This is a genomic window from Nonomuraea sp. N2-4H, assembly GCF_045291505.1.
Classification (GTDB): Bacteria; Actinomycetota; Actinomycetes; order Streptosporangiales; family Streptosporangiaceae; genus Nonomuraea; species Nonomuraea fastidiosa.
The window spans coordinates 5,886,096-5,905,634 of sequence record NZ_CP147987.1 but is presented as its reverse complement, the minus strand read 5'-3'; the positions used below and the strand labels follow the sequence as shown (position 1 = coordinate 5,905,634).

The window sequence follows — 19,539 nt, the reverse complement described above, 5'->3', positions numbered from 1 at the left end:
GTGCGGATCCGCGCGCTGCGCGGCGGGCGGCCCGCGTGCCGGGCGCGTCAGGCCGATGGGTGGTAATGCCGCGACGGGCATGATGGGCTGGGCAGATGGCGAGAAATCTCATCCTTTCCGGAGGGCTGTTCCACGACTTCGCCGCCACGTCGGCCGCGCTCGTGGAGCTGCTCGCCGAGGTGGGGGTCGAGTCGGAGATCACCGAGGACATCGCGGGCGCGCTCGCCGAGCCGTCGGAGTACCAGCTCATCACGGTGAACGCGCTGCGCTGGCAGATGGCCCAGGACCGCTTCGCCGACCAGCGCGACCAGTGGCGCTTCACGCTGCCCGCCGAGGCCAGGGCCACCCTGCTCGACCATCTCGACCAGGGCGGCGGCCTGCTGTGCATGCACTCGGCGTCGATCTGTTTCGACGACTGGCAGGGCTGGCCGCGCGTGCTCGGCGGCTGCTGGAACTGGGCCAAGTCGCACCATCCGCCGCTCGGCTGGACCGGCGTGCGGGTGCACGGCGGGCATCCGGTGGTGGACGGCCTGCGCGACTTCGACGTGGTGGACGAGGTCTACAGCGACCTCGACCTGCTGCCCGACGTGAAGCCGCTGGCGTCGTCCGCGAGCGGCCAGCCGCTGGTGTGGGCACGGCCGGTGCGGCGCGGCCGGGTGTTCTACGACGCGCTCGGGCACGACACCAGGTCGTACGACAACGAGGTGCACAGGACGCTGCTCCAGCGCGCCGCGCTGTGGCTGCTGAAGCGCCCGGTCACCATCACGGAGTAGCCGCCCAGGCGCTCCAGCGCGTCACCTCGACGCGGATGACGGCGCCGGCAGGCGGGCGCTCGCGGTAGTGGGCGTACTTGGCGGCGAGGGCTTCCAGCGCCCGCTCGCGCAGCGCCGGGTCGTCCACGACGGCGGCCGTCCCGTCGGCGCGCACCCACCACAGCCTGGCCCAGTCGTCCTCGTAGTGGTCGGCCAGCACGCTGACCGCCGGATCGCGCGCGATGTCGCGCAGCCTGGCGAGCCGCGTGGTGGTCTTGGGCTTGTGGTCGACGGCCGTCACGATCGCGCCGTCGAGCAGCGCGAACGTGATCGGCACGATGCGCGGCGTGCCATCTGGCGCGAGCCTGGCCATCCTGGCCACCGGCTGCCCGGCGAACATCTCCCGCGCCTGCTCGCCGCCGATACCGTCCCCCATGCCCTCATGGTCGCACCGTGCGGCGTGTCCGGAACGTACAAGACCGGACGGCGGCGACCTGGGCACGATGACGGCATGAACGTGAACCTGTCAGCGGTCCCCGGCTTCATGGCCGGGCACGCCCGCATCCTCGATCGCCGCCGCTACGGCCTGCTCATGGGCGAGGAGGAACCGGAGCGCGTGCTCGCCGCGCTCGACGCCTACCGCAACCCCGACGGCGGCTACGGCTGGGGCCTGGAGCCCGACCTGCGCACGCCGGAGAGCCAGCCGGGCGCGGCGCTGCACGCCTTCGAGGTGTTCGCCGAGGCGGCCACCGTCACCTCGCCGCACGCCGCCGCGCTGTGCGACTGGCTGGAGTCGGTGACGCTTCCCGACGGCGGCCTGCCGTTCGCGCTGCCGCTCGGCGTCACCACCGCGACCGCGCCCTGGTGGCGCGGGGCCGACCCGTCCGTCTCGTCGCTGCAGATCACCGCCGTCACCGCGGCCGCCGCGCACCGGGTGGCCGCCCACGACCCGGCGGTGGCCGGGCACCCCTGGCTGGCGCGGGCCACCCGCTACTGCCTCGACGCCGTCCAGGCCATGGAGGAGCGGCCGCACGCGTACGTGCTGTCGTTCGCCGTGCGCTTCCTCGACGCCGTGCACGACATCGAGCCCCGCGCGGCCGACCTGCTCAAGAAGCTCGCCGCGTACATCCCCGACGACGGCAAGGTGCCGGTCGAGGGCGGCACCGAGCACGAGACGCTGCGGCCGCTCGACTTCGCGCCCTTCCCCGGAACCGCCGCCCGCGCCCTGTTCGACCCGAGCGTGATCGCCGCCGACCTGGTCAGGCTGGCCGGCGAGCAGCAGGACGACGGCGGCTGGGTGGTCGACTACGCGCGCATCTCGCCGGCCGGTGCGATGGAGTGGCGCGGCGCGATCACGGTCCACGCCGTGCGGGTGCTGCGGGCCAATGAGCTGATCTAGACGCCCAGCCGGCGGGCCGACTCCGACTCGTGGGCCATGCGGCGCAGCGTGTCGAGCGCCCTGCCGTACAGCACCGTGCCGAGCACCATGGCCTCCACGGCGGCGTCGCGCGGCCCGTCGAACGGGATGGTGTTGAGCTCCACCTCGGCCACCAGCCGGCGCGCCGCTTCGACGTAGGGGCGCAGATCGACCGGCACGCCGAGCTGGCGCATCCTCACGATGGTCTGGGCCAGCTCGTCGCGGGTGGGTGCGGACTCGGTGACGTCCCAGCCCAGCTCGTCGATCAAATCGTCCACCATGGCGCGGGCCGAGCGCCACTCCTCGCCGGGCTCGGGCTCCACGGCGGGGGAGAGCGCGTAGTGCGCGGTGCCGAGCACCTGGCGCACGGGCAGCGACTCGTCCTCGACGGCGGCGATGACCTGCTTGATCGAGGCGACGGAGAGCCTGCCGACTTCGAGCAGCGCGCGGATCATGCGCAGCCTGCGCAGGTGCGTCTCGTCGTACTCGGCCCTGGTCGCGGCGGTCTGCTCGCCCTGGTGCAGCATGCCCTCGCGCAGGTAGTACTTGATCGTGGGGATGGCCACGCCGGACTTGGCGCTGAGTTCGGAGATCCGCATCGTTAGATAATAGGGCTATCCAGATCGTGCCAGGTGCCGCGCGGCGCTCACCAGCTCGTGCACGTCGGCCTGGCGGTTCCAGAGGAAGACCACCTCGATGGGCGGGGTGTCCTCTTTGATGGGGACGAACGTGAGCGTGTCGGGCACGGTGGTGCCCTCGTGCACGCAGAGCGCGTCAGCCGGCGCCCTCTCCGACCATCGCGACCACCAGATCATGGGTGGCGGCCGCGGGGCCCAGCCGGGGGTGCAGCCCGTGGCGGACGAAGCCCTCAAGGAAGCGGCGGGCTCCGGCCACCGCGTCGGACTCCGGCATCAGCAGCGGCTCGCCGGCCAGGTCGGCCAGCGACACCTTCTCGTACGCGGCCAGGTGGTGCCGGCGGGGGAGCAGGGCGCGTACGGGGAAGCGGTGGACCAGCATGCGCGCGACGCCCCTGGGCAGCGAGCCGGGCGCGTAGCCGAGCCCGGCCTGCAGGGTGCCGTCGGCGATGGAGACGATCTGCTCGGCGGTGCCCATCGGCGCGACGCGTAAGCGGCCGGTGTGGATCTGGCTCAGCAGCCGGGCGACGATGTCGCCGAGCCCGTCGGCCACGCCCAGGCGGGTGGTCGCGCCCTTGCCGCGCGCGGCGGTGACCGCACGCTCGAAGGCGTCGAGTGCGACCGTGGCCTGCGCGAGGAACGCCTCGCCCGCCTCGGTCAGCTGCACCCCGCTCGACGACCGGCTGAACAGCTCGACCCCGATCTCCTTCTCCAGCGCCCTGAGCTGTTCGGACAGCGTCGGCTGAGCGATGTGCAGGGCGGCGGCCGCCCGTCGGAGGCTGCCCGCCCGTGCGATCGCCATGGCATACCGGACATAGCGTAGATCCATCGCTCACCTCGGCGTGATGATGATGAGCTATCGGTTGATCGCACCTCCGTATTACAAGAGCGGACAGCTTTCGTGAAGTTGCGTAGTCATCTCACTTCCGTGGCTGGGCCGGTGTGCCGAGCAGGCGCTGCGCCGCGAGCCGCCCACCCTCGACGCCTACCTGGCCGGCCCGTACGTCAGCACGCCCCTGCGCACGGCGGCCTGCTGTCGGACGGCTACGTGCACGGGCTGAACGGCGTGGCCCAGGCCGTCCGCGAGCGGCGCGCGGGACGGGAGACGGCGCTGGTGACCGGCTTCGGCGGCAGCTACGGCAGCGCCGCGCTGCTCGCGTGGTGACCGGAGCGGATGTCAAGAATTATTGCCGGAACCATTGACCGAGCGCAGATCTGAGCATAATTTTCACCGCGTGGACCTCCTGACCCGCATCAGAAACGAGCAGGGCGACATGCCGGAGGCGCTGCGCAAGGTGGCCCAGGCCATCCTCGAGGCCCCCGACGAGGCGTACCGGCTCACCATCGTCGACCTGGCCGAGCGCAGCGGGACGTCCACCGCCACCATCACCCGCTTCTGCCGCGCGCTCGGCTTCGCCGGGTACGCCGAGCTGCGGGTGGCCATCGCCACCGCCTCGGGCCGGGAGACGAAGGCCACGTGGGAGACCGACATCGGCCAGGAGATCCTGCCCGACGACGGCCTCGACCGCGTGCTCCGCGTCGTCTCCGGCAACGACATCCGGCTCATCGAGCAGACCCGCGACCAGCTCGACCTCGCCGTGGTCGACAAGGTCGCGCAGGCCGTGGCCAGGGCCGGGCGGGTGCTGCTCTTCGGGGTGTCGAGCAGCGCGGCCGTGGCCAGCGAGATGGAGTACCGCCTGCAGCGCATGCGGGTGCCGACCTGGAGCAGGTCCGACGCGCACGCCGCGCTGACCGACGCGGCGCTGCTCGGCCAGGGCGACGTGGCCATCGGCATCTCGCACAGCGGCAGGACGCGCGAGGTCATCGAGGTGCTGGCGGAGGCGGGCAGCCACGGCGCGATCACCGTGGCCGTCACCTCGCACCCGCGCTCGCCGCTCGCCGAGGTGGCCGAGCTGGTGCTCACCACCGCCAGCCGGGCGACCAGCTTCCGCTCGGAGGGGTTCGCCGCGATCCACTCGCAGCTCCTGGTGCTGGACGTCGTGTACGTGTCGGTGGCGCAGCGCACCTATGAGAGGACGAAGCAGGCTTTCGACGTGACCGTTCGCGCGGTGGCCGGACATCGCCTGCCAGAAAGGGACACATGACAGTCAACCCGCAGGACTTCGTGGAGCACATCGCCCGCCTCGTACGGACGATTCCCGAAGACCCCGAGATCTCCCGCGCCGCCGACCTGTTCACCAAGTCGCTCACCGCCGGCGGCGTCATCCAGGCGTTCGGCTCCGGCCACTCCGAGGCGATCGCCATGGAGATCGCCGGGCGCGCGGGCGGCCTGGTGCCCACCAACCGGCTCGCGCTCAGGGACATCGTCCGCTACGGCGACGCCCCCAAGTCCGAGCTGGACCGCTACGACCTCGAACGCGACCCCGCCGTCGCGCACAAGATCCTCGACCTCGCCCCCGTGCAGCCGCAGGACCTGTTCGTCATCATCTCCAACTCCGGCGTGAACGGCGTCGTCGTCGAGCTCGCCACGCTCGTCAAGGAGCGCGGTCACGACCTGGTCGCGATCACCTCGCGCACGCACACCGATGCCGTCGCCTCCCGCCACCCCTCGGGCCGCAAGCTCGCCGACCTGGCCGACGTCGTCCTGGACAACCACGCGCCCTACGGCGACGCCGTGCTGCCCCTGCCCGGCGGAGGCGCCACCGGCGCCGTCTCCACGATCACCTCCGCGCTGCTGGCCCAGCTCGTGGTCACGCAGACCGTACGCAACCTGCTCGAAGCCGGCGAGGTGCCGCCCGTCTACCTGTCGGCGAACGTCCCCGAGGGCGACGAGCACAACCTCGCCCTGGAGGCCCGTTACGCGGGCCGCATCCGCCGCGGCGCCTGACCGCACCGACCCGCCGTAGTCGCCGGCGGCGCCTGATGGCACCGACCCGCCGCATCCGCCGCGGCGGCGACTGACCCCACCGCCTGCCGTATCCGCCGCGGGCCGCCTGAAGCCCGCACCGTCCGCCGCCGACCCGTCCGCCGCCGACCCGTCCGCCGCCACCTGACCGCCCGGCGCCCGACCCGGGAGTCCCGCCATCGGGGCATCCCCGGGGCACCTCCGGCGCCACGATCCGTCCACTCATCCCCCGATCAACGCCTTTTCCGGGAGTCGCACGACCGCAAGGAGAACCCCCCATGTCCCGAAATTTCGGTAAACGCCTTCTCTCCTTAGCCCTCCCCGCCATCCTCATCGCGGTGACCCTGATCGCCGCCCCCGCCAGTGCCGCACAGGCGGTCCGCCTCCAGTACCGCACCAGCGCCCCCGGCGCCACCACCGCCCAGGCCGAGCCCTGGCTGCGCCTGTTCAACACCGGCACGACCGCGATCCCGCTCGGCCAGGTCAAGATCCGCTACTACCTCACCGGCACCGAGACCTACCGCTTCGCCTGCTCCTGGGCCGTGATCGGCTGCGCCACGATCACCGGCAGGTTCGCCCCGCAGGAGGGCGGCGAGCAGTACCTGGAGGTGGGCTTCACCTCCGGCACGCTGAACCCGGGCCAGGACACCGGCGACATGCAGCTGCGCTTCTACCGCGCCGACTGGCAGCCGTTCCAGCAGGGCGACGACTACTCGTACGGGTCCAACACCGCCTACGCCGACTGGGACAAGGTCACCGTCTACGTGGACGGGCAGCTCGCCTGGGGCACGCCGCACGGCACCGAGCCCGAGCCCGAGCCCGACCCCGACCCCGAGGAACCGGGCGGCACCGGAGAGCTGTTCGACGACTTCACCTACACCGGACCGGCGGACCCGCGGCTCGCGCAGCGCGGCTGGACCGTGCGCTCGGCGTCGGGCGGCCCCGGCGTGCCCGGCGCGACCTGGTCGCCGTCGGCCGTCTCGTTCCCCGGCGGCCTGCTGACCCTCGACTCCTCCACGGACGGCACCGCCGCAGGCACCGTGCACACCGAGCTGTCCACCGCCCAGCGCAAGTTCCACGAGGGCACGTACGCCGCCCGCGTGCGCTTCAGCGACGCCCCCGTCAGCGGACCAGACGGCGAGCACGTGGTGCAGACGTTCTTCACCATCACCCCGCTGCGCTACGACCTCGACCCCGACTACGGCGAGCTCGACTTCGAGTACCTGCCGAACGGCGGCTGGGGCGAGCCGTCCAGCATCCTCTACACGACGAGCTGGGAGACCTACAGGAACGAGCCCTGGCTCGCGGTGAACACCCACACCGAGGAGCGGGCGAGCTTCGCCGGCTGGCACGACCTGGTGATCCAGGTTTCCGGCGGCCGGATCAAGTACTACGTGGACGGACGTCTGTTCGCCGACCACGGCGGCGACTACTATCCCGAGACACCCATGTGGATCATGTTCAACCAGTGGTTCATCGATCTCCAGGGCGCGAGCGGGACGCGCACGTACCGGCAGCAGGTGGACTACGTCTACTTCAGCGCGAACGAGGTCGTCTCGCCCGCCACCGTGTCGGCCCGCGTCGCCGAGCTGCGGGCGGCCGGCACCGCCTTCAAGGACACCGTTCCCACCCCTTGACCGACACCCCGCGCCCGCGAGCGTGCGGGCGCGGGGCACCCCCCAGCAAGAGGGCTCTCGCGAGAGGCCCCGGACAAGGAACGTCATGAGAAACCGCATCCTGGCTCTGGCGGCCGTGTTCGCGCTCGCGGCGTGCGGCACCTCTCAGGAGCCGCAGGAGGCCGCGCCGGGCACCCCCACGAAGCTCACCGTCTGGATCATGGACGGCAGCATCACCGAGGAGCTGCTGAAGAAGTTCGAGACCGAGTACGAGGCCGCGCACCAGGGCATCGACCTCGACATCCAGATCCAGCAGTGGGACGGCATCGGCGAGCGCGTCACCGCCGCCCTGGCCAGCACCGACGCCCCCGACGTGATCGAGGTGGGCAACACCCAGGTCGCCCAGTACAGCGCGAGCGGCGGCGTGACCGACCTGACCGGCAAGGTGGCCGAGCTCAAGGGCGAGGACTGGGTGCCCGGTCTCGCGCAGCCGGGCAACATCGACGGCAGGCAGTACGGCATCCCGTGGTACGCCGCCAACCGCGTGGTCGTCTACAACAAGGAGCTGTTCGCCAAGGCCGGGATCAAGAAGCTCCCCACCACGCGCGACGAGTGGCTGGAGGTCACCAAGAAGCTCAATAAGGACGGCGTCCAGGGCATCTACCTGACCGGCCAGACCTGGTACGCGCTCGCCGGCTTCATCTGGGACGAGGGCGGCGACCTCGCCGTCCAGGAGGGCGGCCGGTGGAAGGGCGCGCTCGACACCCCGCAGGCGCTGGCCGGCATGGACTTCTACAAGCGGCTCCAGGCGCTCGGCAAGGGCCCCAAGGACTCCGACGAGGCCAACCCGCCGCAGCACGAGGTGTTCGCGCAGGGCAAGGTCGCCCAGATCATCGCCGTGCCCGGCGCCGCCGCCCGGGTGCTGGAGGTGGACGCCTCGCTCAAGGACAAGATCGGCTTCTTCCCCATCCCCGGCAAGACGGCCGACAAGCCCGGCACCGTCTTCACCGGCGGCTCCGACCTCATCATCCCGGCCGCGTCCCAGCATCAGGAGGAGGCGTACGAGCTGGTCAAGACGCTGGCGGGGGAGGAGTTCCAGAAGGAGTTCGCCAAGACCATGAGCTACGTGCCGAACCGCACCTCGCTGGCCTCCGTGCTCGACGGCGACGAGGGCACCGCCGCCATGGCCAAGGGCGCCGCCAACGGCCGCGCCACGCCCAACACCCCCAACTGGGCGGCCGTCGAGGCCACCGCGGTGATCAAGCAGTACATGACCGCCGTGCTCACCGGCGGCGACCCGGCGGCCGAGGCGAAGAAGGTCTCCGAGTCGATCACCACGACCCTGAACAGCGGATCCTGAATGCGGTCGAGGAGCCGTTCGTACTGGCCCTACCTGCTCATCGCGCCCACGGTGGCCGGCGGGGCCTTCCTCCTGCTCTACCCGCTGCTCAGAGCGCTGCTGATCTCGCTCCAGCACTTCCGCATGGGGGAGCTGATCAGGGGCGGGGCGGCGTTCATCGGCCTGGACAACTACGCCGAGCTGCTCAGCGGCCCGCAGTTCTGGCAGGTGCTGCTGCGCACGGCGGTGTGGACGGCCATCAACGTGGTGCTCATCGTCGGCATCTCCACCGGCGTCGCGCTCATGCTCCAGCACCTGCGGCGCGGCCTGCGCCTGGCGCTGATGAGCGCGCTCGCGCTGGCCTGGGCCATGCCGATCATCGCGGCGACCACGGTGTTCCAGTGGCTGTTCCAGTCGGAGCTGGGCATCGTCAACTGGCTGCTGGTCACGCTGGGCTTCGAGTCCTTCGAGGGCTACACGTGGTTCGCCGACGGCACCGCCACGTTCGCCGTCCTCGTCGTGCTGGTGGTCTGGCAGTCGGTACCGTTCGCCGCGCTCACCCTGTACGCCGGGCTCACCACGATCCCGAACGAGCTGTTCGAGTCGGCCAGGATCGACGGCGGCACCGGCTGGCAGGTGTTCCGCAGCGTCACCTTCCCCATGCTGCGGCCGCTGTTCGCGCTGATCACCGCCCTTGAGGTGATCTGGGTGGCCAAGTGCTTCCCGCAGATCTGGGTGCTCAGCCAGGGCGGGCCGGGCGACGCCACGACCACCCTGCCCGTCTACGCGTTCAAGATCGCCAGAGCGCTGCACCGCTACGACCTCGGCTCGGCGGTGGCGATCCTGCTGGTGATCCTGCTCGCCTTCGCCCTGATCAGCAACCTGCGCCGGATGGTGCGCTCATGAGACTCGCCAGAAGGATCCTGCTCAACACGGCGGCCGTCGTCGTGCTGGTGACCACGATCTTCCCCGTCTACTGGATGTTCCTGACCGCCTTCAAGCCCACCCGCGACATCCAGTCGGCAACGCCCACGTTCTGGCCCGCGAACCCGACGCTCGAGCACTTCGTCACCGCCGTCAACGCGCCGGGGTTCTCGACGTACCTGCGCAACAGCCTGCTGGTGACGGCGGGCGCGGTGCTGCTCGCGCTGGTGGTGGCGCTGATGGCGGCGTTCGCGGTGGCCAGGATGAACTGGCGGGGGCGCGGGCCGTTCGTGATCGCGGTCTTCGCCGCGCAGATGGCGCCGTGGGAGGCGCTGCTCGTGCCGGTGTTCATCATCGCCCGCGACACCGACCTGCTCGACTCGCTCGCCATGCTGACCGGTGTGTACTTCATGGTCACGCTGCCGTTCACCATCGTGACGCTGCGCGGCTTCCTGGCCGCGATCCCGCCCGAGCTTGAAGAGGCCGCGCAGGTGGACGGATGCGGCCGCATGACGGCCTTCCGCCGCGTGGTGTTCCCGCTGCTCGCGCCCGGCCTGATGGCGACCTCGCTGTTCGGGTTCATCACGGCGTGGAACGAGTTCGCGTTCGTGAACGTGCTCATCATCAAGGCCCAGGACAAGCGGACGCTGCCGGTGTGGCTGTCGTCGTTCAGGGACGTCTTCGGCACCGACTGGGGCGCCACCATGGCCGCCGCGAGTCTGTTCGCGCTGCCCGCGCTGCTGCTCTTCCTCTTCCTGCAGCGCAACGTGGGCACGGGGATGACGGCGGGCGCCGTCAAGGGCTAGGCGTCGCGGGGCCAGGACGAGGGGTCGGCGACGCGGGCGCCGCGCGGGGGCGTCGCGACCGCCCACCCCTGGCGCACCAGCAGCGCCACGGCCTGCCTGGCGGTGACCCTGGCCACGCCGTAGTGGCGCATCAGCGTGCCCGCGTCGGGGATCGGCCGGCCGGGCCGCAGCTCGCCGCGCGCGATCCTGCGAGCCACCGCCGCCGCGATCGGCACGTACAGCGCCCTGCTCGGCTTCACCCTGGGCACGCCGGGAGGGCCGACGAACGTGCCCTCGCCGCGCACGGTGTGGGCCAGCCCGCGCCTGCGCAGCTCGCGGGCGGCGTTGCGGGCGGTCGTGCGCCCGATGCCGAACTCCTCCTCGAGCGCCGTCTCGCTCGGCAGCGCCTCGCCCACCCGGAACTCGCCGCAGGCGATGCGCTCGCCCAGCACCTCGGCGACCTGGACATACAGGGGTACGGGACCGTCGCGGTCGAGCATGCTCGCATCGTAGACGCCCGCCTACGCCGAGGCGGCCATGATCAGTCCTTCGGCCACTTCTCCTCGGGCGAGACGTAGCTGCCCCGCTGCGGCACCGTGTAGATCCAGCCCTGCTCGCGCAGCAGCGCCATCGCCCTGCGCACGGTCTCGCGCGCCACGTCGTGCTGCTTCACCAGCGCCGACTCGCCGGGAATGGGACGCCTCGGGCGGTAGCGGCCCTGCTTGATGCCGGCGGCGATCTCCGTGGCGATCTGCTGGTAGAGCGGCGTCTTGCGCTTCTTGCGCAGGCCGCCCGCGGGCGGGCCGACGAAGGCGCCCTCGCCCTGGACGGTGTAGATGAGCCCTTCCTCGCGCAGCACGCGGATCGCGCGCCGGGCCGTGGTCCTGGCGACGCCGAACTCGTACTGGATGTCGGCCTCGCTCGGCACCGGGTCGCCCGGCGAGAGACCCTTCAGCCGCTCCCTGAGGATGTTGGCGATCTGAATGTAGACGTGTGTGTCGCCTTCGTAGTCGAGCACATCGGCAACATAGGCCAATCACCGCAAGAGCGCCCATATCGCTCTGTCTTCTTAGACAGATGTGCTTGTGCAAGCAGACGAGCGTGTACGACCAGAGATATGGTGTGCGCATGACGATCTGCCCGAGCCCCGACGACGAGGAATGTCTGTCGGTGCACCTCCCGCCGGCCAACGAGGGCTACAAGAAGCTCACGTGGACGCCGATCCGTCCCATGGGCCGGTCCGTACGGGTACGCGACTACACGTGCTCGTACCAGTCGATCACCTACGAGCTGTGCGAGTACGGCGGCGAGAGCTTCATCCGCAGGACCCGCAGGCACGAGAACGCGGTCTTCGTCGACGAGGCCGCCCGCGGCCGCCGCGCCGTCACCTTGGCGATCTGGAAGCAGATCCTGTCGGGAGAGGCCAGGTGAGGCAGCCGGCGACTACGCGCGTCGCCGGCGCGGGGAAGTAGCGGCCGGGGAGGCCGCCATGCCGGAACTTGGGGGGCCGGGGCGGGCCGGGTCGGGCCCGAAACTGGCGCACCGGTGCCAGACCACGGCCTGCGCCCCGGCGGAGTGCGGCATGGCGGGGCGGGCGGGGCCGGGCCCATCGTGTGGCCCGGCCCCGCCCCGACCATGTCGGCGGCAGGGCCGGTGCCGATCGCCGGCGGGCTACTTGAGCGCGCCGGTGGTGAGGCCGGCTTGGATCTGCCGCTGGAAGACCGTGTAGACGATCAGCATGGGCAGGATGGCCAGGGTGAGAGCGGCGAACAGGGCGGACCAGTCCTGGTCGTAGCCGGCGGCGGTGGAGATGTCGGCGATGCCCATCGTCAGCACCCACTTGTCCCGCTCCTGGAGCAGGATCAGCGGAAGCTGGTACTGGTTCCACTGGCCCAGCACGTTGAAGATCGTGATGCTGATGATCCCGGGCCGGGCCATCGGCAGCATGATCTGGAAGAAGACCCGCGTGTGCGAGGCCCCGTCCACCATCGCGGCCTCGCCCACGGCGGTCGGCAGCGTCCTGAAGAACGCCGACAGGAAGAACACCGTGAACGGCAGCGAGTACGCGATGTAGACGAGCACCACCCCCGCGTGCGTGTTCAGCCCGATGAACGGCCCGATCACGGGGATGTTGCCCATGTTCTGCACGACGAAGAACAGCGGCGTCAGCGCGAGATAGACGGGGAACGCCAGGCCCGAGACGAACAGCAGGTAGATGGCCCGGTTGCCGCGGAAGGGATACCGGGCCAGCACGTACGCCGCCATCGACCCGACGAGCATCGTGCCGAACGTACTGAACGACACCACGATGACGCTGTTGAGCATGTACTGCCCGATGTGCGCCTGCTCCCAGGCCCGCGCGAAGTTGTCCCAGCGCAGCGTGGCCGGCAGCGACCACGCGTCGCCGAAGATCTCGTCCTCGCTCTTGACCGAGGCCAGGAACGTCCACAGGATCGGGATGATCACCAGCAGCGTCCAGATGAGCAGGGCCAGGTGCGTCAGCACCCCGAGCGGCCCCAGCCGGCGGCGGCGCTCTTCGCGGGCCAGCTTGCGCGAGGTGGCCGCGGTCAACGAGATCATCGTCGTCATCTAGTACTCGATTCGTTCGCGCCGGGACAGCCGCAGCGACAGGATCGCGAAGCCGACCGTGAAGAAGAACATCACCACGCCCAGAGCCGAGGCATAGCCGAAGCGGAAGTACTCGAAGGCGTTGCGGTAGATCTCGGCCGCCATGACCGTCGTCGAACGGTCGGGGCCGCCGTGCTGGAGCGTCATCACCCAGACGATGGCGAAGACGTCCAGCGCGAGGATGCCGAGATAGACCCAGGCGACCTGCACGGTGTCCCACAGCAGCGGCAGCGTGATGCGGAAGAACAGGCTGAACCGGTTGGCGCCGTCGATCTGCGCCGCCTCGAACATGTCCCGCGGGATGCTCGCCAGGCCCGCGGAGAACAGCACGACGTAGAAGCCGACCGCCTGCCACACCATGACGCTCAGCACCGACCAGAACGCGATGTCCGGGTCGGACAGGAATCCGATGGGCTCGAGCCCGAGCGCCATCAGCGGCCCGTTCAGCATGCCGCTGCCGTCCGGCCGGAACACCTGCTGGAACAGCACCGCGACCACGGCCACGGCGAGCACCTGCGGGAAGAAGAAGACCACCCGGTAGAACTTCGAGCCCCTGATGCTGGCCACCCCGTTGCGGCCGCCCACGTTCAGCAGGAACGCGAAGAACAGCGCGATGACGATCGTGATCAGCGGCAGCAGCACGAGCAGCGCGGCGTTGTGGGTGACCGCCTTCCAGAACGCGGTGTCGCCGAACAGGCGCTGGAAGTTCTCCAGGCCGATGAACCTGGGCGTCGCCGTCACGCCGCGCCAGTCCGTCATCGCGATGTAGAACGCCTGGACGTACGGGGCGATCACGTACACCAGGTAGAGAATCACCGGGGCTGCCAGGAACGAGGTGATGAACAGCCCGCGGCGATACCGGTTGAACGACATCAGCGCGTGTACTTCTTGATCGAGGAGTCGTTCTTGATCTCGTCGGCCTTCTTCTGGATGCGTTCGAGGTACTTGTCGGCGGTGATGTTGCCGGACATCAGCTCGCCGGTGGCGGCGATGGCCTCGTCCTTGAGCGGGCCGTACCAGTTGTGCCAGCGGTAGTAGACCGTGTTGTCACCGGCGTCGGCGACCGCCTTCGAGGCGCTGGTGACGCCGGGGGAGATGTCGAGGCCCTCGGTGGCGCCCTTGACCACGGTCAGCGTGCGCACCAGCTCGCTGAACTCGCCGGCCGCCTTCTTCGACAGCATGGCCCGCAGGTACTCCATGCCCGCCTGCGGGTGCGGGCTCTTGGCCGAGACGATGAAGTTCTCGCCCGGCTGGGTGTGCAGGGTGCCGTAGGGCATCTTGTCGGAGCCGGTGACGTCGGGGATGGGGAACATCCCGTACTCGAAGTCGGGCGGCGTGGTGGTCTTCTGCTCGTTCTCCAGCCACGAGCCGGACGGCAGCATGGCCACCTTGTACTTGTTCTGGGCGGTCTGCGTCTGCACGTGGTCGAGGCCGGTCGTGCCCTGCATGAGGTACTTCGCGCCCACCTCGGCCCACGCCTCGGCCGCGGTCTTCATCGCCTCGGCGGTCCAGGCGCCGTCCTCGAGGTTGTCGATGTTCACCAGCACCTCGTTGCCGCCGATCTTGGCGGCCATGGTGAGCAGCGGCTCGTACAGGTACTGCGGGAACTTGCCGGCGTAGGTGAAGGGCGCCATCTTGCCGGACTTCTTGATGGTCTCGCAGAGCTGGATGAACTCGTCCCAGGTCTTCGGGACCTCCCAGCCGTTCTCCCTGAACACCTTCTGCGAGTACCAGATGCCGTGGATGTAGTTGACGTAGCCCAGCACGCTGAACTTGCCGTCGTACGTGCCGAGGTCGATCACCGACTGGTCGATGGTGTCGCGGACCTTGACGTTCGGGTCGTCCCAGCTCGGCGCGTCGAGCAGCGGGGTGAGGTCCTGAAGCTGGCCGTCCTGGGAGAGCGCGCCGAAGTCCATGAAGTTCGCCCCCGAGTTGTCGATGACCTCGGGCGGGTTGCCGCCGGCGAAGCGCGGCTGCAGGACCTTGGTGATCTCCTTGGTGGCGTTGTGCTTGATCTCGACGCCCGGGTACTTCGACGCGAACAGCGGCTGATGGATCTTCGTGGCGTACTCCTGGCCGAAGCCGCCGTCGAAGATCCACACCTCGAGCGGCTTGTCGCTCGCCACGCCGAACGGGTTCGACGCGCTGGTCGCCGCCGGTGCGGCCGAGCTGGAGGAGGCCGGCGGGGCGGCCGGGGTGGCGCAGGCGGCCAGCGCGCCCGCGACGGGCACGAGCGCCGCGCCGCGAAGCAGCTCGCGCCTGCTGATTCCGGGAGTGTTTCCGCTGTTTCGGGGGGTGTGAGGCATGGTGGACTACTCCTGACCTTTCGTGGTCCGCAGTGATGGAGCCCCGCGCGGATGCGAGGTCCGTGATGATCGCCGGAGAGTGGGCCAGGACGCCCGCCCGGGGCGGCCTCGCTCGGGAAACGTCATTCAGCCTCTCTCCACCCGGTGGCCTTCGACGGCGCTGATCGTGCGCTCGAACGCCTCGTTGGTCCGCTCGTACGTGCGTTGCGCCACGGCCACGTACACCGCGTCCAGCACGAAGAGCTGCGAGTGCACCGCCGCGAGCCCGCCGAGCCTGAACGTGGTCTCCCTGCTCGCCGTGGTCAGCACCAGGTCGGCCAGCTCGGCCAGCGGAGACCGGGCGAAGGAGGTGACGGCGACCGTCAGCGCCCCGTGGCTGCCCGCCTCGGCGAGCGCCTCCATGACCTCCCGGGTGCGCCCCCGGTGGCTGATGCCGATGGCGACGTCGCCCTCCTTCATCAGCGCCGCCTCCGACAGCGCCACATGGGCGTCGCCCGCGCTCCAGCCGGGGATGCCGATGCGGCGCAGCCGCCCTTCGAGCATCGTCGCGACGTCGCCGCTGGTGGAGACGCCGACCAGGAGCACGCGCGGCGCGGCCACGATCGCGTCGGCCACCCGGGCGACCACGTCGAGGTCGAGCTGGGCCGCGGTGTCCTGGATGAGCCGGGTGTCGGCGGCGGCCATCACTTCGATGGCCGTGTCGAGCGGGTCGTCGGGGCCGATCTCGTGGCCGACGCCCGCGCCCAGCCGGCCTGCGCCGCCCTGCCGGTCTCGGTGGCCAGCGCCACCCGCAGTTCGGCGTAGCCGGAGAACCCGAAGGCCCGGCAGAACCTGGTCACGGTGGCGGGCGAGCTGCCGGCGCGTTCGGCCAGCGCGATGATGGTCGACCGCGCGGCCTCGGCCGGATCGCCGAGTATCACCTCGCCGACCCTGCGTAAGGCCTCCGGCAAGCCGGGTAGTTCCGTCTCGACGCGCCCGAGCGCTCCTGAAGTCACGAATATTCCTTCCGAATACCCGGTCTTCTGGCGAAAATTATTCTTGCTTATCGGTCGCGTCAACCCCCAGACTCGGACCGTGACTGAATCGCTAGTGGTCGGTGTCGATGCCGGTGCCACCTCCACGCGGGTCTCCGTGCACACGCTCGACGGCCGGAGGGTGGGGTACGCGCGGGCGTCCGCGGGCAACCCGAGCGCCCACGGGCTCGCCAAGGCCGTCGCGGCGATCGGCTCGGCGCTGAACCAGGCCCTGGGCCCGCTTGACGGCGGGCGCGTCGTCGCCTCGCTCGCCGGCGTCGCCGGGCGCACCCCCGAGATGGCGCCCGAGCTGGCCGCGCTCTGGTCCGCCCACGGCATCCCCGACGCGCCGGTCTACGTCCGCGACGTGACCATCGCGTACGCCGCGGGCTCGGCCGAACCCGACGGCTCGCTGCTGCTGTCGGGGACGGGCGCGGTGGCCACCCGGGTGGCGGACTTCGAGGTGACGGCGATCGCGGACGGTCTCGGCTGGCTGCTCGGCGACCTCGGCTCCGGCTTCTGGATCGGGCGCGAGGCCGCCAGGGAGGTCGTCACCGCACTCGACCAGGGGCGCAAGCCCGCACGGGGCGACGTGCTGACCGAGCTCGTCATCAGCCACTTCCTCGGCTCCGACCGGCCCGCGACGCCGCGTGCGGTCGCCGACCGGATCGTACGGCTGGCGCAGGCCGACCACATGCGCCTGGCCGCGCTGTCGGCGCTGGTCGGCCAGGCCGCCGCGGCGGGCGACCCGGTGGCGGACGGCATCGCCAGGCGGGCGGCCGGGCACCTGGTGGACACCCTGCGCAGGGTGCACGATTCCGGGCCCGTGGTGCTCGCGGGCAGCGTGCTGACCAGCGACGGTCCCGTCCGCGACGCCGTCGTGGAGCTGCTGGCGGGGGAGCGGGTCGCGACGGCCGGCGACGGCGCGGGCGCGGCGGCCTGGCTCGCCGCCCGGCCCCTGCTCACCGAGGACGAGGCCGCCTCCCGCCACACCGCCTTCACCACCGCCCCCGCCTAGCGCCCGGAGCGCGCGCGTCTTCCCATCGCGGCCGGCAGGCGGGTGCCTTATGCCGGGAGTTCGGCGCGGAGGCGGCGGGCGGCGGTGACCACGTTGGCCAGGGACGCCTCGACCTCCTCGTACGTCCTGGTCTTCAGCCCGCAGTCCGGGTTGACCCAGATCCGCCCGACCGGCAGCACCTCGGCGGCCCGCCGCAGCAGGGACTCGACCTCGGCCACGGAGGGCACGCGCGGCGAGTGGATGTCGTACACGCCGGGCCCGAGCCCGCGCCCGAACCCGGAGACCGAGCCGAGGATGCGCCCGCCCGAGCGCGCGGACTCGATGGTGGTGACGTCGGCGTCGAGGGCGTCGATGGCGGTGAGGATCTGGTCGGCGTCGGAATAGCACAGGTGCGTGTGGATCTGCGTGCCCTCGCCCGCCCCCGACGTGGCACGGCGGTAGGCGGCCACCGCCCACTCCAGGTAGTCGCCCTGGGCGGCGCGCCGCAGCGGCAGCAGCTCGCGCAGGGCGGGCTCGTCCACCTGGATGATCCGCACCCCGGCCGACTCCAGGTCGCGCACCTCCTCCCTGATCGCGTCCGCCACCTGGAACACCACGTCGCGCAGCGGCAGGTCGTCGCGGACGAACGACCAGGCCGTGATCGTGACGGGCCCGGTGAGCATGCCCTTGACCGGCTTGCGGGTCAGCGACTGCGCGTACGTCGCCCAGCGCACGGTGATCGGGGCAGGGCGGGACACGTCGCCGTGCAGGATCGGCGGGCGGGTGCAGCGCGACCCGTACGACTGCACCCAGCCGTTCCTGGTGACCGCGAACCCGTCGAGGTGCTCGGCGAAGTACTGCACCATGTCGTTGCGCTCCGGTTCGCCGTGCACGAGGACGTCCAGCCCGAGCCGTTCCTGCAGCCGGATCACGCGTTCGATCTCGGCCTCGACGCGCCGCTCGTAGTCCGCCTGGGGGAGCGTGCCGGCGGCGACGGCGGCCCGGGCCGCGCGCAGCTCGCCGGTCTGCGGGAACGAGCCGATCGTGGTGACCGGCAGCGGCGGCAGGCCGAGCCGGGCGGCCTGGGCGGCGGCGCGCACCTGGTACGGACTCCGCTCCTCGTGCGCCACAGGCCCGGCAGGCGGCAGGGACGTCTCGGGAACGGGCGCGGCGGCCGGCCGGTCGGCCCGGGCGAACGCCACCACCTCGGCCACCTTCTCCTCGGCGAAGGCCAGCCGCTCCTTCAGCGCCGGATCCAGATCGGGCTCGGCCGCCAGCGTGTACGGCACATGCAGCAGCGAGCACGAGGTGGACACGGTGACCCGCGAGGCCCGTACCGCCGACAGCGCCGCCAGCGCCCGCTCAGGTGCGGTCCGCCACACGTCGCGCCCCGACACCACACCCGCGACCACGGTCTTGCCGGTCAGGTCGGCATCGGGCACCCCGCCGCGTACGAGGTCGAGCCCGATGGCCTCCACGGGCGTGCCGGCCAGCACCGGCAGCGCCTCACCGAGGTCGCCGAAGTAGGAGGCCACGAACAGCGCGGGCCGCGCCGCCGCCGCGCCCAGCCGCTCGTACGCCCGCCGCACCGCCGCCAGCTCCTCCGGCGTGCGGTCGCAGACCAGCGCGGGCTCGTCGAGCTGCACCCAGGCGACGCCTTCGGCGGCCAGCGCAGAAAGCAGCTCCTCGTACGGGCCGAGCACGTCGTCCAGCCGCTCCAGCGCCCCGGCGAGCAGCAGGAACGTCACCGGCCCCAGCACCACGGGCCGCGTCTCGTAGCCGAGCGCCCGCGCCTGGCGCACCTCGCCGAGCGGCTTGGCCGCGTTCAGCTCGAACACCGTCTCCGGCCCGATCTCGGGCACGAGGTAGTGGTAGTTCGTGTCGAACCACTTCGTCATCCGCAGCGGCGCCAGCTCGTCGGTGCCCCTCGCCATCGCGAAATAGGGGTCGGCGGCGTCGCGGTACCGCTTGGGCACCGCGCCGAGCAGCACCGCCGTGTCCAGCACGTGGTCGTACAGCGAGAACGTGTTGGACGGCAGCCCTTCCAGGCCCAGCTCGGCCAGCCGCCGCCAGGTGCGCTCGCGCAGCTCGGCGCCCACCCGGTCGAGCTCGGCGCGGCTCGACCGCCCGGCCCAGTACGACTCCAGCGCCCGCTTCAGCTCCCTGCGCGGCCCGATCCTCGGGTACCCGAGCACGGTGGACGTGGGGAAGACAGGGGTCGGTGACATGTGGTTCGGCTCCCTCGCAGAAATGATCAGGTC

The 19,539-nt window shown here is 71.1% G+C and carries 22 protein-coding genes and 1 pseudogene; 11 read left to right on the top strand and 12 right to left on the bottom strand.

The genetic code is table 11. The features are described from left to right. The first annotated feature begins 95 nt into the window (after positions 1–95). Entirely contained in the window at positions 96–773 is a 678-nt protein-coding gene (locus WBK31_RS27025; protein ID WP_364069845.1) for a ThuA domain-containing protein, read from the top strand. On the opposite strand, the gene WBK31_RS27020 is transcribed toward WBK31_RS27025, so the two are convergent. Then, positions 763–1,188 carry a TIGR03668 family PPOX class F420-dependent oxidoreductase gene (locus tag WBK31_RS27020; RefSeq protein ID WP_406673384.1) on the bottom strand — a complete coding sequence of 142 codons (426 nt, stop codon included), beginning with the start codon at positions 1,186–1,188 and terminating at the stop codon, positions 763–765. The genes WBK31_RS27025 and WBK31_RS27020 overlap by 11 nt on opposite strands. Before the next feature lie 75 nt (positions 1,189–1,263). Here WBK31_RS27020 and WBK31_RS27015 point away from each other — a divergent pair, with 75 nt between their 5' ends. Then, complete coding sequence (locus WBK31_RS27015; protein ID WP_406673383.1) at positions 1,264–2,151, top strand: hypothetical protein; 888 nt, start codon at positions 1,264–1,266, stop codon at positions 2,149–2,151. Here WBK31_RS27015 and WBK31_RS27010 read toward each other — a convergent pair. Genes WBK31_RS27010 through WBK31_RS27000 form a run of 3 tightly spaced genes read right to left on the bottom strand, consistent with a single transcriptional unit; the run spans position 2,148 to position 3,633 of the window. Then, entirely contained in the window at positions 2,148–2,768 is a 621-nt protein-coding gene (locus WBK31_RS27010) for a MerR family transcriptional regulator (protein ID WP_364069839.1), read from the bottom strand. The genes WBK31_RS27015 and WBK31_RS27010 overlap by 4 nt on opposite strands. Positions 2,769–2,783: 15 nt before the next feature. Then, entirely contained in the window at positions 2,784–2,933 is a 150-nt protein-coding gene (locus WBK31_RS27005) for a hypothetical protein (protein ID WP_406673382.1), read from the bottom strand. A 10-nt stretch (positions 2,934–2,943) separates the two neighbouring features. Next, on the bottom strand, positions 2,944–3,633 hold the full coding sequence (locus WBK31_RS27000; RefSeq protein ID WP_406673381.1) for a LysR family transcriptional regulator: 690 nt from the start codon (positions 3,631–3,633) through the stop codon (positions 2,944–2,946). 192 nt (positions 3,634–3,825) lie between these two features. On the opposite strand from WBK31_RS27000, the pseudogene WBK31_RS26995 reads away from it, so the two are divergent. From WBK31_RS26995 to WBK31_RS26965, 7 genes and pseudogenes are all read left to right on the top strand, one after another. After that, positions 3,826–3,969: pseudogene (locus tag WBK31_RS26995) on the top strand (acetyl-CoA acetyltransferase); the annotation flags it as partial. Positions 3,970–4,039: 70 nt separating this feature from the next. Beyond that, positions 4,040–4,909: a MurR/RpiR family transcriptional regulator gene (locus WBK31_RS26990; RefSeq protein ID WP_364069836.1), complete on the top strand. Its 870-nt coding sequence runs from the start codon at positions 4,040–4,042 to the stop codon at positions 4,907–4,909. Continuing rightward, the gene (locus WBK31_RS26985) at positions 4,906–5,652 is read left to right on the top strand and encodes an SIS domain-containing protein (RefSeq protein WP_364069834.1); all 747 of its coding nucleotides are present in this window, start codon (positions 4,906–4,908) and stop codon (positions 5,650–5,652) included. Before WBK31_RS26990 ends, WBK31_RS26985 begins: the two co-directional genes overlap by 4 nt. Before the next feature lie 356 nt (positions 5,653–6,008). Continuing rightward, a complete protein-coding gene (locus tag WBK31_RS26980) occupies positions 6,009–7,307 on the top strand; it encodes a cellulose binding domain-containing protein (RefSeq protein WP_406673380.1) in 1,299 nt (432 codons plus the stop codon). 85 nt (positions 7,308–7,392) lie between these two features. Then, entirely contained in the window at positions 7,393–8,646 is a 1,254-nt protein-coding gene (locus WBK31_RS26975; RefSeq protein WP_364069830.1) for an extracellular solute-binding protein, read from the top strand. Further along, positions 8,647–9,531, top strand: a complete 885-nt coding sequence (locus WBK31_RS26970; RefSeq protein ID WP_364069828.1) for a sugar ABC transporter permease — start codon at positions 8,647–8,649, stop codon at positions 9,529–9,531. After that, on the top strand, positions 9,528–10,355 hold the full coding sequence (locus WBK31_RS26965; protein WP_364069826.1) for a carbohydrate ABC transporter permease: 828 nt from the start codon (positions 9,528–9,530) through the stop codon (positions 10,353–10,355). The genes WBK31_RS26970 and WBK31_RS26965 overlap by 4 nt, the downstream gene beginning before the upstream one ends. Here the strand turns inward: WBK31_RS26965 and WBK31_RS26960 are convergent. Together WBK31_RS26960 and WBK31_RS26955 are read right to left on the bottom strand one after the other, a co-directional pair. After that, positions 10,352–10,834: a GntR family transcriptional regulator gene (locus WBK31_RS26960; RefSeq protein WP_364069824.1), complete on the bottom strand. Its 483-nt coding sequence runs from the start codon at positions 10,832–10,834 to the stop codon at positions 10,352–10,354. The two genes, WBK31_RS26965 and WBK31_RS26960, sit on opposite strands and share 4 nt — an antisense overlap. 41 nt (positions 10,835–10,875) lie before the next feature. Beyond that, entirely contained in the window at positions 10,876–11,352 is a 477-nt protein-coding gene (locus tag WBK31_RS26955; RefSeq protein WP_364069822.1) for a winged helix-turn-helix domain-containing protein, read from the bottom strand. Positions 11,353–11,462: 110 nt separating this feature from the next. On the opposite strand from WBK31_RS26955, the gene WBK31_RS26950 reads away from it, so the two are divergent. Beyond that, positions 11,463–11,765, top strand: a complete 303-nt coding sequence (locus WBK31_RS26950; RefSeq protein WP_364069820.1) for a hypothetical protein — start codon at positions 11,463–11,465, stop codon at positions 11,763–11,765. 240 nt (positions 11,766–12,005) lie between these two features. Here the strand turns inward: WBK31_RS26950 and WBK31_RS26945 are convergent, their stop codons facing one another. From WBK31_RS26945 to WBK31_RS26925, 5 genes are all read right to left on the bottom strand, one after another. After that, complete coding sequence (locus tag WBK31_RS26945) at positions 12,006–12,914, bottom strand: carbohydrate ABC transporter permease (RefSeq protein ID WP_406673379.1); 909 nt, start codon at positions 12,912–12,914, stop codon at positions 12,006–12,008. Between the two features lie 9 nt (positions 12,915–12,923). Next, the gene (locus WBK31_RS26940) at positions 12,924–13,835 is read right to left on the bottom strand and encodes a carbohydrate ABC transporter permease (protein WP_406673378.1); all 912 of its coding nucleotides are present in this window, start codon (positions 13,833–13,835) and stop codon (positions 12,924–12,926) included. Continuing rightward, a complete protein-coding gene (gene ngcE / locus WBK31_RS26935) occupies positions 13,835–15,268 on the bottom strand; it encodes an N-acetylglucosamine/diacetylchitobiose ABC transporter substrate-binding protein (RefSeq protein ID WP_364069814.1) in 1,434 nt (477 codons plus the stop codon). The genes WBK31_RS26940 and ngcE overlap by 1 nt, the downstream gene beginning before the upstream one ends. A 126-nt stretch (positions 15,269–15,394) precedes the next feature. After that, positions 15,395–15,952 carry a MurR/RpiR family transcriptional regulator gene (locus tag WBK31_RS26930; RefSeq protein WP_406673377.1) on the bottom strand — a complete coding sequence of 186 codons (558 nt, stop codon included), beginning with the start codon at positions 15,950–15,952 and terminating at the stop codon, positions 15,395–15,397. Beyond that, the gene (locus WBK31_RS26925) at positions 15,952–16,263 is read right to left on the bottom strand and encodes a MurR/RpiR family transcriptional regulator (RefSeq protein ID WP_406673376.1); all 312 of its coding nucleotides are present in this window, start codon (positions 16,261–16,263) and stop codon (positions 15,952–15,954) included. The genes WBK31_RS26930 and WBK31_RS26925 overlap by 1 nt, the downstream gene beginning before the upstream one ends. 79 nt (positions 16,264–16,342) lie before the next feature. Here WBK31_RS26925 and WBK31_RS26920 point away from each other — a divergent pair, with 79 nt between their 5' ends. Continuing rightward, a complete protein-coding gene (locus WBK31_RS26920; protein WP_364069812.1) occupies positions 16,343–17,299 on the top strand; it encodes a BadF/BadG/BcrA/BcrD ATPase family protein in 957 nt (318 codons plus the stop codon). Between the two features lie 47 nt (positions 17,300–17,346). Here the strand turns inward: WBK31_RS26920 and metE are convergent, their stop codons facing one another. Then, complete coding sequence (gene metE / locus WBK31_RS26915) at positions 17,347–19,506, bottom strand: 5-methyltetrahydropteroyltriglutamate--homocysteine S-methyltransferase (RefSeq protein ID WP_406673375.1); 2,160 nt, start codon at positions 19,504–19,506, stop codon at positions 17,347–17,349. Positions 19,507–19,539 lie beyond the last annotated feature (33 nt).